Raw genomic sequence first — 11,815 nt, 5'->3', positions numbered from 1 at the left:
GCCATGACGCCACAGCAACCCGTCCGCATCAGCTTCGACCACGTGTCGGTGGATTTTCCGACCGAGCAGGGCCCCATGCGCGTGCTCGACGACGTGTCGTTCGACATCCGCAACGGCGAGTTCGTCTCGATCATCGGCCCGTCGGGCTGCGGCAAGACGACGATGATGAACATCGTCGGCGGCTTCGTCCAACCCACCAGCGGGCAGGTGCTGCTCGATGGCAAGCCGGTGGCCGCGCCCGGGCCCGACCGCGGCGTGATCTTCCAGGAGTACGGCGTGTTCCCGTGGCTCACGGTGCGGCAGAACATCGAGTTCGGCCTGAAGCTCTCCGCGAGCCGCGTGCCCGCCGGCGAGCGCGAGGAGATCGTGCAGCGCTACATGCAGCTGATGGGGCTGTCGGACTTCGCCGGGCATTTTCCCAAGCACCTGTCGGGCGGCATGCGCCAGCGGCTGGCGATCGCGCGGGCCTACGCGGTGCGGCCCGAGTTCCTGCTGATGGACGAGCCCTTCGGCGCGCTCGACGCGCAGACCCGCTCGGCCATGCAGGACCTGCTGCTGCAGGTCCTGCAAAGCGACGGCAAGACCGTGATGCTGATCACGCACTCGGTGGAGGAGGCGATCTACCTGTCGTCGCGCATCGTCGTGGTCACCGCGCGGCCGGCGCGCATCCGCACCGTGATCGACATTCCCTTCGGCTACCCGCGCGCGGAGAACCTGCACGAGGCGCCGCGCTTCGCCGAGCTGCGCGCCCACATCCGCGACCTCGTCATGCAGGAATACGCCGCGCAGGCGAAGCAAGCCGTGCGCATGTCGGACTAGACCTTTCGCTTTCCGCCGCTTTCACCACCCCGCCACAGGAGACACACCATGGCCCTTCGACGCAGACAACTGATCCAGGCCACCGCCGGCGCGGCCGCGCTGGCCGGCGGCATGCACGCCTTCGCCCAGGCGCGGACCAAGGTCAAGGTGGGCTACCTGCACACCCCGGCCGTGGACGGCCACATCTGGCTCGGGCAGGAGAGCGGCGCCTTTGCGAAGCAGGGGCTCGAACTGGAGATGATCCAGTTCACCACCGGCCTGGAGCTGTTCCAGGCCATGATCGGCGGCAGCCTGGACATGCTGTCCACCGGTGCCGTGGTGTCCAACTTTCCGGCGCGCGGCCAGGGCAAGGTGTTCCTGATGAACAACATCGAGTACGCGACGGCCCAGCTGTGGGTGCGCGAGGACGCCGGCATCAAGACGGTGGCCGACCTCAAGGGCAAGCAGATCTCCACCACCACGGGCACCACGGCGCACGTGTTCCTCGATCGCGCGCTGCGCTCGGGCAACCTGGACCCGGCCAAGGACGTGAAGCTGGTCAACCAGCGCATGACCGAGGCCGTCACGTCCTTCATCTCCGGCGCGGTGCCGGCGGTGGCGCTGTGGGTGCCCTTCGATTCGGTGATCCGCCAGAAGCTGCCGGGCGCGCGCAAGCTGATCGACGCCTCGGCCTTCTTCCCCGAGGCCGCCATCATGGGCGGCTGGGCCGCGCGCAACGACTACTACGACAAGAACCGCGCGGTCATCACCAGGCTGATCGCCGCATGGGCCGAGGTCAACGACGTGGTCACCGGCAAGCCCGACGCGGCGGCCGAGATGCTGCAGAAGACCCAGTACAAGGAGGTGCCGCTGGCCGACTTCAAGGAGCAGTTCAAGGCCTCCAAGTACTACACCAACGCCGAATGGCGCACGCGCTACCAGGACGGCACGGTCGCCAAGTGGCTGCAGCAGGTGACGGACTTCTTCGTTGCCAACGCCAACATCCAGGGCGCACTGAAGGCCGAGCAGTACTTCGACGCCAAGCCGTTCCTGGAGACCGTCAAGGCATGACGGCGGGCGCCGGCGGCTACGACTACATCATCGTCGGCGCCGGTTCGGCCGGCTGCGTGCTGGCCAACCGCCTGAGCGCCGATGCGCGCTGCCGCGTGCTGGTGCTCGAGGCGGGCGGCGAGGGCGGCGCCTTCTGGCTGCGCATGCCGATCGGCTACTTCCGCACCATCTACGACCCGCGCTATTCGTGGCAGTTTGCCGTGGAGCCGCAGGAGGCCACGGGCAACCGCGCCATCGTCTGGCCGCGCGGCAAGGTGCTGGGCGGCTCCAGCGCCATCAACGGGCTCCTGTACATCCGCGGCCAGCATGCCGACTTCGACGACTGGGCCGCCGTGGCGGGCGCCGGGGGCTGGAGCTTTCGCGAGGTGCTGCCGTACTTCAAGAAGTCCGAGCGCTACCAGGGCGGCGAGAGCGAATACCACGGCGGCTCGGGCGAGCTGTGCGTCTCGGACCTGCGCAACGAACATCCCTACTGCGCCGCGTGGATCGAGGCGGGCGTGCAGGCCGGCCACGGCCGCAACCCGGACTTCAACGGCGCGCGCACCGAGGGCCTGGGCGCCTACCAGCTGACGCTGCGCGGCCACTGGCGCTGCGATGCGGCCACGGCCTTCCTGGCCCCGGTGCGCAACCGCGCGAACCTCACGGTGCTGACCGGCGTGCACGTGACGCGGGTGCTGATCGAGCAGGGCCGTGCGGTCGGCGTGGAATGGCTGCGGGACGGCGAGCTGCGCAGCGCGCGCGCGGACGCCGAGGTGCTGCTGGCCGCCGGCGCGCTGCAGTCGCCGCAGCTGCTGCAGCTGTCGGGCGTGGGCGCGGCCGGCCTGCTGCGCGGCCACGGCATCGCCGTGCATGCCGATGCGCCGCAGGTCGGCGAGAACCTGCAGGACCACTACCAGGCGCGGGTGATCGTCAAGCTGAAGAAGCGCATGTCGCTGAACGACCAGGTGCGCAATCCGCTCGCCCTGGCCGCCATGGGCGCGCAGTGGCTGTTCCGCCAGCGGGGCCCGCTCACGGTGGGCGCGGGACAGGTCGGCGGCATGGTCTGCAGCCCGCATGCCGAGGGCGGCCGCCCCGACGTGCTGTTCAACGTGATGCCGCTGTCGGTCGACAAGCCCGGCGATCCGCTGCACCGCTTCTCGGGCTTCTCGGCCTCGGCCACCCAGTGCCGGCCGCTGTCGCGCGGTACGGTGCAGATCCGCTCGGCCGATCCGCTGGCGCCGCCGCGCATCGTCTCCAACTACCTGAGCGATCCGCACGATGCCAAGGTGCTGGTGGCGGGCCTCAGGATGCTGCGCGAGATCTACCGCCAGCCGGCCTTCCGCGACCTGGTCACGGACGAGGAATACCTACCCGGGCGCGATGCGGCCGACGACGCCGCGCTCGAGGCCTTCGCGCGCCACAAGGGCGGCACCGTGTTCCATCCCGCGGGCACCTGCCGCATGGGCGGCGACGCGCTCTCGGTGGTGGACCCGCAGCTGCGCGTGCGCGGCATCGAGCGGCTGCGCGTGATCGACGCCGCCGTGATGCCGGCCATGGTGTCGACCAACACCAATGCCGCGTCGATCATGATCGCGGAGAAGGGGGCGGCGCTGGTGCTGGAGGGCAAGTGATCGGCATGGCTCGGTCAAAATATACGCATTGAGTATTTTTCTTCAAGGTTTTGTGCGCATAGCGTATATTCAACGCATGAGCCAACAGCAAGACCTCCTGCGCGACGCGATGCGCCGCCTCAATCTCACGCGCGATGCGTTCTCGGAGCGGCTGGGCGTGCGCCGCCGTGCGCTCGACACCTGGCTGCTGCCGTCCGATTCGAGCGAGTCGCGCGCGATGCCGGAGATGGTCGGCAAGTTCGTTGCCGAGATTCTTCAGCGCGAGGCGCTCGACACCGGCGCCGGCCCGGTGGGCGCAGGGCAGCGCCCGCTCGCCCAGCGCATTGCGGCCGAAGGCAAGCCGCAGCTGCTGTCGGTCGCGCAGTTCGACCGCGGCAGCCTCGAGGACCTGTTCCACGTGGCCGACGTGATGCAGCCGATCGCGCGCCGGCAGAAGGTCACGCGCATCCTGGAAGGCGCGGTGCTCGGCAGCCTGTTCTTCGAGGCCAGCACGCGCACGCGCGTGAGCTTCGGCGCCGCCTTCTGCCGGCTCGGCGGCACCGTGTGCGACACCACGGGTTTCACCTTCTCGTCGATGGCCAAGGGCGAGTCGATCTACGACACCAGCCGCGTGATGAGCGGCTATGTCGACGCGCTGGTGGTGCGCCATCCCGAGCAGGGCTCGGTGGCCGAGTTCGCGCGCGCCACCAACATCCCGGTCATCAACGCCGGCGACGGTCCCGGCGAGCACCCGAGCCAGGCCATCCTCGACCTGTACACCATCCAGCGCGAGTTCTCGCGCATGGGCAAGCTGGTCGACGGCACGCACGTGGCGATGGTCGGCGACCTCAAGTACGGCCGCACGGTGCATTCGCTGATCCGCCTGCTGGCGCTCTACCGCGGGCTGAAGTTCACGCTGATTGCGCCGCCCTCGCTGGAGATGCCGGCCTACCTGGTCGAGCTGGTCGCGCGCAACGGCCATGTCGTCGAGCAGACCTCCTCGCTGGCGCAGGGGCTGCGCGGCGCCGACGTGGTCTACGCCACGCGCGTGCAGAAGGAGCGGTTCGCGAACGGAGAAACGCTGGAGGGCTACACGCCCGAGTTCCAGGTGTGCAAGGCCCTGGTGGATGCGGCCTGCAAGCCCGACACCATCCTGATGCACCCCCTGCCGCGCGACGGACGCCCCGGCGCGAACGACCTGAGCGTGGACCTCAACCACGATCCGCGGCTGGCGATCTTCCGGCAGACCGACAACGGCATCCCGGTGCGCATGGCGATCTTCGCGGTGCTGATGGGCGTGGAGCAGCAGGTCGCGCGCTCGATGCGCGATGCGAGCTGGCGCTCGCCCGCGCACATCGGTCCCGACGACGCGGACTTCGACGGGCTCGACTGAAACTACAAAGCACCTTTTCATGCGCCGATGCATGGCGGCAGGGGTGCGCTCCTAGACTGGGTGTTCTGGCGTCCGGGCGGGCGCCCCGAGGACCCCGAATGAAGAACCACCTTTCCATGCAACCCCTGGCCGGCGTGCGCGTGCTCGACCTGTCGCGCGTGATGGCCGGCCCGCTGTGCGGCATGGCGCTGGCCGACCTGGGCGCCGACGTCATCAAGGTCGAGCATCCCGAGCGCGGCGACGACACGCGCGACTGGGGCGTGCGCATCGGCCGCCACAACACCTCCTACTTCAACAGCTGCAACCGCAACAAGCGCTCCATCTGCGTGGACCTGCAGGACGAGGACGGCCAGGCGCTCGTGCGCGAGCTCGCGGCGCAGTGCGACGTGGTGATCCAGAACTTCAAGTACGGCGGCGCACAGAAGATGGGCCTGGGCTACGAGGACTTGCGCAAGCTCAACCCGAAGATCATCTACTGCTCGATCTCGGGCTACTCGGTGCTGGGCCCGGAGAAGGCGCGGCCGGGCTACGACCTGGTGATCCAGGGCGAGACCGGCCTCATGGCCATGAACGGCGAGGAGGGCCAGGGGCCGCTGAAGTTCGGCATTGCCGCGGTCGACATGTTCACCGGCATGTACTCGGCCCAGGCGATCCTCGCCGTGCTGTACGAGCGCACGCGCACCGGCGAGGGCCGCCACATCCAGATGTCGCTCTACGACAGCGGCATGATGATCACGTCCTACTACGGGCTGACCGCCTGGCTCCACAAGGGCGATCCCGCGAAGTTCGGCAACTCGCATCCGTCCATCGTGCCCTACGGCGTGTTCGAGGCCGCGGACGGCCCGCTGGTGATTGCCGTCGGCAACAACGGCCAGTTCAGGAAGTTCTGCGACGAGGTGATCCTCTGCCCCGAGCTGCCGGCCGATCCGAAGTTCGCCACCAACACCGAGCGCGCGAAGCACCGGCACGAGCTGCTGCCCGTCCTGCTCGGCCGCATCGCGCAGTTCCCGCGCGCCGATCTGCTCGCGCGCATGAACAAGGCCGGCATTCCGTGCGGCGAGGTGCTGGGCCTGTACGAGGCGCTGCAGTCCGACCGGACGGCGCAGGCCGGCGTCTGGCACCGGTTCGAGGACGCGGAGGCCGGCGCGCAGGCCGTCCATGCGCCGCCCTATGTCATCGACGGTGTGCGCTCGGACGTGCGCCATCCTCCGCCGCACCTGGGGGAGCACACGGGCGAGGTGCTGCGCGAACTGCTGGACATGGGGGAGGGCCGGTTCGGATCGCTGGCGCGCAGGAGCGTCATCCAATGAAGGGCATCCATGGCCTCTTTCGGTTTCTGCAGGGCAGCGGCGGGGATGGTGCCCGTGTCTGCTGCAGCTTCAAGGCGCTCAATGCTCCAGGTCGTCCCCGCAGTCCTCTTCCGGGACAGTTTCGCAGTCCTGGCCGCCATAGAACACGCCGATGATGGACACCTGCTCGGCGTCCACGATGCGCAGGCCGGGCCGCACGTCGTCGCGCCTGATGCCACGGTGGGGGAAGGCACGCAGGCCCTCGCAGTAAGCCACGATGGCCTCGGTGTACCGCGCAGCAATCTCGGGGGAAGCTGCGGCAGCGATGCAGCTGTACAAGGCCGCAGGCTGTTCCTCGGCCTCGGCCTCGGGAGAGAACACGACGCGATAACTCATCGCGCCTTGGCGTGCTCAGCGGCCAAGCGGGCACGCACCTGGTCAGCAGTGACGGCGCGGGATGGATTGGCTTTCAATGCATCGTAGGCTGGGCCGACCTGCCGGTGCAGCCAGCTTTCGACGGCACGATCACGCGCCAGGAACGCCCGCAAGCCAGCGCGGATGACTTTGCTTTCGGAGGCGTACTCGCCAGCGAGCACCTTGGCTTTCACCGCATCGGCCATTTCGTTGGGCAGGGTGATGCTCAGTTGCTGCGTCGTTCGCATGGTGGGCTTTCGGTCAGAGCAGTAGGATTGAATCCTGCCAAAAACCGAGCGATCACGTTGGGAGGCCTCGCGAAGGCTGTCTTGGACAGCACCCTTTAATGCGACTGCTTCGGCAGGTTCAGGTCCCGCAGCACGGGAAGCCAGCGGTCCGCCTCGGCCTTGATGAACCTGTCGAGGTCCTCGGGCGTGCCCCCGCGCGGCTCCATGCCGATGGCGCGGGCGCGCGCCACGAAGTCGGGGTCGGCGATCACCTGGTTGACGGCCTTGTTCAGGCGCTCGATCACGGGCCGCGGCGTGCCGGCGGGCACCGAGAGCGAATACCAGAGCGTGGCTTCCATGTCGTAGCCCTGCTCCTTGAAGGTGGGCGCCTCGGGCACCTGCGGCAGGCGCTTCGAATCCATCACGCCCAGCACGCGCAGCTTGCCCGATTTCACGTGGGGCAGCGATCCCGTGATGGAGGTGCCATGGATGTCGATCTGCTGGCTCAGCAGGGCCTGCACGGCTGGGGCGTCGCCGTTGAAGGGAATGTGCAGCGTGCTGAAGCCCTGTTCCTTCTCGAAGGCGATGGGCGCGAGGTTGGTCAGGATGGCCGCGCCCGGCGAGCCGCGGTTGATCTTGCCGGGGTTCTGTTTGGCATAGGCCACCATTTCCTTGATGCTCTTGTAGGGCAGGTCGGCGCGCCCGACGACGATGGCCGGCTGGTAGGCGATCTGCGTGACGGCGGCAAAGTCCTTCGCGGGGTCGTAGGGCAGCTTGTCGTAGAGCACGCTGTTGTTCGCGAGCGTGCCCAGCGAGGACACGAGCACCGTCTGCCCGTCGGGCTTGGCGCGCGCGACGTAGTCGGCGGCGAGGATGCCGCTGGCGCCGGGCTTGTTCTCGATGATGACGTTCAGGCCCTGCTTGTTGAGTTCCTGGGCCAGGATGCGGCAGTACTGGTCGGTGCCGCCGCCGGCGGCAAAGGGCACGACGATGCGCGTGACCTGCTGGGCGAATGCGGGCGCGACGAGTGCGCAGGCACCCAGCGCCAGCCCGATCACGAGTTTGCGATAGCTCATTCTTGTCTCCTGTTCCGGCCCGGAATCGGGCTCTGGAGCCAGTCTAGGTGGCCGCCCTTGGCGCGGCGCTGCACGAAATGAAAAGCAGCTTTGCGGGAAGCGCCGGCAGGGCGCAAGCCAGTCCCGCACACTTCGCCGATGACCGTGGAGATCACCAGAATCGGAACGACCCGGGACCAGCTGGGCGAGAGCCCTTGCTGGGATGCCGATGCGCAGGCGCTGAGCTGGATCGACGCGCTGGGCGGCATGCTGTGGCGGCTGCAGGCCGGAGCCGGGCAGCCCGAGCGGCATCAGCTGCCGGCGCCCGTGGGCTCGATCGCGCCCTGCCGCGGCGCGGCCGTGGTGGTGGCGCTGCGCAACAGCTTCGCGCGCTACGACTTCGCCACGCGCACACTGGAGCCGCTGGCCCGCATCCCCGTGGACCACCCGAAGGTGCGCTTCAATGACGGCAAGTGCGACGCGGCCGGCAATTTTCTGGCCGGCACCATGCACGTCGACCGCCAGCCCGGCGAGGCGGTCATCGGGGGTCTCTACCGGTTGCGCACCGACCGGCGCGTGGAACAGCTGGCCGACGACATCGGCTTTGCCAACGGCCCCTGCTTCAGCCCGGACGGCCGCGTGCTGTACCTGGCCGACAGCCTGGAGCGCACCATCTGGGCCTACGACTACGACCCCGAAGGACCGCTGCGCCACAAGCGCGTGTTCGCGCGGACGCATGAATTCGATTCGGGCCCCGATGGCGCGACGGTCGATGCAGAGGGCTTCGTCTGGACCGTGCTGACCCGCGCCGCCAGGCTCGCGCGCCTTGCACCCGACGGCAGGCTGGAACGCCTGATCGATCTGCCCGCGAGCTATCCGACGAGCATCTGCTTCGGCGGGGCGCGCCTGGACTGCATCTACCTGACCAGCATTTCCCGCAGCGCGCGCCTCGAGGGGCACAGGACACACGACGGCGGGCTGTTCCGGATCGAGGGGCTGCCCGCGCCCGGGCGCCTGCCCAACCGCTTCGGAGGCTGCTAGCGCGCTGAGCTGGAAGTTACAAGCAGGATCTCTCGACGACGTTCACGTCCAGCAGTTGGCGCGGCAGGCCGGCGGAGATGATGGCCGCGACGAGCGGTGGGGTGTCGAAGACGAAGCGCACGGCGCCCGGTCCTCAGGCGCTTTGGCGGCGTGCCTGTCGGGCGGCCTGCACCTCTTCGTCGATCTCGTCCTCCGACAGCGGGGCCAGGTTCAGTGCATCGCGAGCTTGGTCATCGCTTCAGCCAGGCGCGCAGCGGCCGCCGCGCGCTCCTCGCGTGCGACCAGGAACTCGACGAAGTCCATCACTTCGGCCACGCGGTTGGCCGGCAGTTGCTTCAGGCGCGCGATCAGGCGAGTCTCGATGGCCGTCATGTGTGTTTCCTCTGTCGGACATGCAACGGCCAAATTTTCGGTGGCACCACGGCTTGGTTCAGCTTGCTCAAAGCCTGCTGTTCTTTGCCATGAATGTCCGAGACAGCGCATGGATGTCTGAGACAAGCCCCATCAGCCGGGGCGAACGTTGGCGGCGTGCGGCATCGGACACGTCCCGTCCTATGAACGAAGGCAGCGCGAGTACTACGAAAAATTAAACCAGATTTCAATAATTATGAAGATGGACTATAATTTTTCGTATGGAGCTGAACCAGATTTGGCACTGTCCCCGACCGGAACTCGCAAAGCGCTATCTGGCCCTGCTGCAAGCCGGGCCGGTTGTGAGCACGACCATTTTCGCGCCCCGGCGCACTGGGAAGACGGTGTTCCTGCGCAAAGACCTCACGCCAGCAGCCGATGCTGCCGGCTTCACCGTCGCGTACGTGGACCTTTGGCAGACGAGGTTGAACCCCGGCATCGCGATTGTTCGGGGACTGGAGGAAGCGCTCATGCCGAGGACGTTGGCACAAAGGGCGCTCCACAAGCTGCATGAGCCGGTCAAGAAGGTCAAGGCATCCGGCGGCGCGGGTGAGTTGAAGGGCGCCATCGAGGTTGAGCTGGGCGACGCGAAAAAGGAAGCCACTGAACTCGCCCTGCGTATCGAAGAACTCGTTGTCAGGCTTGTTTCCAAGAAGAAGCTTCTGCTCTTGGTCGATGAAGCTCAGGAACTTGCACGGAACAAGGAGAATGAGCTGATGGCAATGGCATTGCGCACCGCCATCACCAAGAACAGCGACAAGCTGCGAGTCGTATTCACCGGCTCATCGCGCACGCAGCTCGCCAATGTCTTCTCCAACAGCACCGCGCCACTCTTCTCCGTGGGCGCTGCTGTTCAAGAGTTCCCGCTGCTTGGCAGAGAACTGGTCGAATTCGTCGCAAGGAAATTCCAGGTCGCCAGCGGACGGACCCTGGACGTCGCCGCAGGGTGGACGGCCTTCCAAGAATTCCACCAGCAGCCCGAGCCATTCCTCTCGGTGGTCGTGGCCATGCTCATGGACCCATCGCTCACCTTCGAGCGCGCAGTGGCAACCGAAAAGGCAGAGCAGGACAAGGAGGAAAACCACGAGGGAACCTGGGCGTCGCTCGATGCGATGCAGCGCCAGCTGCTTTTGCTCTTCGTCAACGACCCGCATGCCAAACCATTCGGAAAGGCGGCGCTTGCGAAGCTTGCCAAGGCTCTCGGCGTTCCTTCGCTCGCGCCGTCCGACGTGCAGTATTCGCTCAACAACTTGAAGTCCAAGACCATCATCTCGAAGGCGCCAGGCGGTGTGCATACGTTCGAAAGCGCGGCGTTCGAGCGCTGGGTCAGAACGTTGGCGCCCGCCAATCCCTAGCCCGAGCGCGACGGCAGCTCGAGCTGCCATTCCGATCGCGGCTCGCAAGATGTACTCGACCGGTCGTCGCAACACCTTCAATCATGGGGGGGGCCATGGGAAGACCTGCAGGGTGGATGCAGAAGCAAACGGGGGGCGCAGCAATGCGATCGCCCGGTGCGCCGCGGCCAGGGACCTGAGACTTAGCGCTTCTCGCTTCGAAGCGCATCGGCCACGTAGTCGACGAAGGCACGCACCTTCAGCGGCAGCACGCGGCTTTGCCGGAACACGGCGAAGACGCCGTTGGAAAAAGCGCGCACCGCGAAGCGGTAGTCGGGCAAAAGCCGCACCAGCGTGCCGTCCTGCAGGTCGCCGCGCACGGTGGCTTCCGACAGCAGCGCCACGCCCATGCCGCCGATCGCGGCCAGCCGCAGCAGCTCGCCGTTGTTGGCGCTCAGCACGCCCTGGATCACCAGCTCCTGCTGCTCGCCCGCCTCGTCGATGTACTTCCAGGTGATGACCTCGCGCTCGCGCCGGTAGGTGAGGCAGCGCACCTGGGGCAGGTCGCTCGGATGCCGGATGCGCGAGTAGGTCTTCACGAAGGCCGGGCTGGCCACCAGCACCTCGTCGCTCGACAGCAGCCGCTTGATGACGAAGCCCGAATCGGTGGATTCGCCGGTGCGGATGTCGACGTCGAAGTCGTGCTCGACCAGGTTGACCGGATGCTCGGAGAGCTCGAGCTCGACGCGGATGTCCGGGTAGAGCTCCGCGAAGCGCGGCAGCAGCGGCGCCAGCACCCGCAGGCCGATGTGGGTGCGCGAATGCACGCGCAGCCGGCCCTCGGGGCGCTGGCGCGCGTTGTGCACCACCTGCTCGGCCTCGCTCATGAGTTCCAGCACCGCCTCGGCCCGCTCCAGGAAGGCCTGGCCGGCCTCGGTCACCTTGAGGTTGCGGCTGGTGCGGTCCACCAGCTGCACGCCCAGTTCTTCCTCCAGCGCGCTGATGCGCCGCGAGATGGTGGCCGGCGACAGGCTGAGGCTGCGGGCCGCGGCCGAGAGGCTGCCCTTCTTCTGGGTGGCCACGAAGATGCGCAGCGAATCGAGGGCCTTCATTTCGAAAGACGCAAAGAAGGTGTGCGTTCGCCGGTGATCCGCAGGGACCCCGAGTTCCTACGATGGACCTCGATCAAAACC

Annotated in this window: 12 protein-coding genes; 7 read left to right on the top strand and 5 right to left on the bottom strand. The window is 67.4% G+C overall.

Going from position 1 to position 11,815, the window contains the following annotated elements; all coding sequences use genetic code 11:
• Window positions 1–3: 3 nt before the first annotated feature.
• From EJO66_RS28050 to EJO66_RS28030, 5 genes are all read left to right on the top strand, one after another.
• Entirely contained in the window at window positions 4–819 is an 816-nt protein-coding gene (locus EJO66_RS28050) for an ABC transporter ATP-binding protein (RefSeq protein ID WP_124961581.1), read from the top strand.
• Between the two features lie 48 nt (window positions 820–867).
• Entirely contained in the window at window positions 868–1,869 is a 1,002-nt protein-coding gene (locus EJO66_RS28045; protein ID WP_124961580.1) for an ABC transporter substrate-binding protein, read from the top strand.
• Entirely contained in the window at window positions 1,866–3,479 is a 1,614-nt protein-coding gene (locus tag EJO66_RS28040) for a GMC family oxidoreductase (RefSeq protein WP_124961579.1), read from the top strand. The genes EJO66_RS28045 and EJO66_RS28040 overlap by 4 nt, the downstream gene beginning before the upstream one ends.
• 76 nt (window positions 3,480–3,555) lie before the next feature.
• Complete coding sequence (locus EJO66_RS28035; RefSeq protein ID WP_124961578.1) at window positions 3,556–4,851, top strand: aspartate carbamoyltransferase; 1,296 nt, start codon at window positions 3,556–3,558, stop codon at window positions 4,849–4,851.
• A gap of 98 nt (window positions 4,852–4,949) precedes the next feature.
• On the top strand, window positions 4,950–6,161 hold the full coding sequence (locus tag EJO66_RS28030) for a CaiB/BaiF CoA transferase family protein (RefSeq protein ID WP_124961577.1): 1,212 nt from the start codon (window positions 4,950–4,952) through the stop codon (window positions 6,159–6,161).
• A gap of 78 nt (window positions 6,162–6,239) precedes the next feature.
• Here the strand turns inward: EJO66_RS28030 and EJO66_RS28025 are convergent, their stop codons facing one another.
• The 3 genes from EJO66_RS28025 to EJO66_RS28015 all read right to left on the bottom strand — a co-directional run bounded on the left by EJO66_RS28025 (window position 6,240) and on the right by EJO66_RS28015 (window position 7,857).
• A complete protein-coding gene (locus EJO66_RS28025; protein WP_125966713.1) occupies window positions 6,240–6,536 on the bottom strand; it encodes a type II toxin-antitoxin system RelE/ParE family toxin in 297 nt (98 codons plus the stop codon).
• Entirely contained in the window at window positions 6,533–6,802 is a 270-nt protein-coding gene (locus EJO66_RS28020) for a ribbon-helix-helix domain-containing protein (protein ID WP_124961575.1), read from the bottom strand. The genes EJO66_RS28025 and EJO66_RS28020 overlap by 4 nt, the downstream gene beginning before the upstream one ends.
• Window positions 6,803–6,897: 95 nt before the next feature.
• Window positions 6,898–7,857: a Bug family tripartite tricarboxylate transporter substrate binding protein gene (locus EJO66_RS28015; RefSeq protein ID WP_125966712.1), complete on the bottom strand. Its 960-nt coding sequence runs from the start codon at window positions 7,855–7,857 to the stop codon at window positions 6,898–6,900.
• Window positions 7,858–7,995: 138 nt separating this feature from the next.
• On the opposite strand from EJO66_RS28015, the gene EJO66_RS28010 reads away from it, so the two are divergent.
• A complete protein-coding gene (locus EJO66_RS28010; protein WP_124961573.1) occupies window positions 7,996–8,877 on the top strand; it encodes an SMP-30/gluconolactonase/LRE family protein in 882 nt (293 codons plus the stop codon).
• Window positions 8,878–9,087: 210 nt separating this feature from the next.
• Here the strand turns inward: EJO66_RS28010 and EJO66_RS28005 are convergent, their stop codons facing one another.
• Window positions 9,088–9,249, bottom strand: a complete 162-nt coding sequence (locus tag EJO66_RS28005; protein WP_223262449.1) for a DUF2281 domain-containing protein — start codon at window positions 9,247–9,249, stop codon at window positions 9,088–9,090.
• A gap of 260 nt (window positions 9,250–9,509) precedes the next feature.
• Between EJO66_RS28005 and EJO66_RS28000 the strand changes: the two genes are divergently transcribed.
• Complete coding sequence (locus EJO66_RS28000) at window positions 9,510–10,643, top strand: ATP-binding protein (RefSeq protein ID WP_124961572.1); 1,134 nt, start codon at window positions 9,510–9,512, stop codon at window positions 10,641–10,643.
• Window positions 10,644–10,825: 182 nt separating this feature from the next.
• Here the strand turns inward: EJO66_RS28000 and EJO66_RS27995 are convergent, their stop codons facing one another.
• Complete coding sequence (locus EJO66_RS27995) at window positions 10,826–11,734, bottom strand: LysR family transcriptional regulator (protein ID WP_125966711.1); 909 nt, start codon at window positions 11,732–11,734, stop codon at window positions 10,826–10,828.
• Between the last annotated feature and the right edge of the window lie 81 nt (window positions 11,735–11,815).

Source organism: Variovorax beijingensis (genome assembly GCF_003951285.1).
GTDB classification, from domain to species: Bacteria; Pseudomonadota; Gammaproteobacteria; order Burkholderiales; family Burkholderiaceae_C; genus Variovorax; species Variovorax beijingensis.
This window is presented reverse-complemented; position numbering and strand designations above follow the sequence as displayed.

Coding starts and splice junctions, on each gene's coding strand:
- EJO66_RS28050 (WP_124961581.1), top strand. CDS start 4: ATGACGCCACAGCAACCCGTCCGCATCAGCTTCGACCACGTGTCGGTG.
- EJO66_RS28045 (WP_124961580.1), top strand. CDS start 868: ATGGCCCTTCGACGCAGACAACTGATCCAGGCCACCGCCGGCGCGGCC.
- EJO66_RS28040 (WP_124961579.1), top strand. CDS start 1,866: ATGACGGCGGGCGCCGGCGGCTACGACTACATCATCGTCGGCGCCGGT.
- EJO66_RS28035 (WP_124961578.1), top strand. CDS start 3,556: ATGAGCCAACAGCAAGACCTCCTGCGCGACGCGATGCGCCGCCTCAAT.
- EJO66_RS28030 (WP_124961577.1), top strand. CDS start 4,950: ATGAAGAACCACCTTTCCATGCAACCCCTGGCCGGCGTGCGCGTGCTC.
- EJO66_RS28025 (WP_125966713.1), bottom strand. CDS start 6,536: ATGAGTTATCGCGTCGTGTTCTCTCCCGAGGCCGAGGCCGAGGAACAG.
- EJO66_RS28020 (WP_124961575.1), bottom strand. CDS start 6,802: ATGCGAACGACGCAGCAACTGAGCATCACCCTGCCCAACGAAATGGCC.
- EJO66_RS28015 (WP_125966712.1), bottom strand. CDS start 7,857: ATGAGCTATCGCAAACTCGTGATCGGGCTGGCGCTGGGTGCCTGCGCA.
- EJO66_RS28010 (WP_124961573.1), top strand. CDS start 7,996: ATGACCGTGGAGATCACCAGAATCGGAACGACCCGGGACCAGCTGGGC.
- EJO66_RS28005 (WP_223262449.1), bottom strand. CDS start 9,249: ATGACGGCCATCGAGACTCGCCTGATCGCGCGCCTGAAGCAACTGCCG.
- EJO66_RS28000 (WP_124961572.1), top strand. CDS start 9,510: ATGGAGCTGAACCAGATTTGGCACTGTCCCCGACCGGAACTCGCAAAG.
- EJO66_RS27995 (WP_125966711.1), bottom strand. CDS start 11,734: ATGAAGGCCCTCGATTCGCTGCGCATCTTCGTGGCCACCCAGAAGAAG.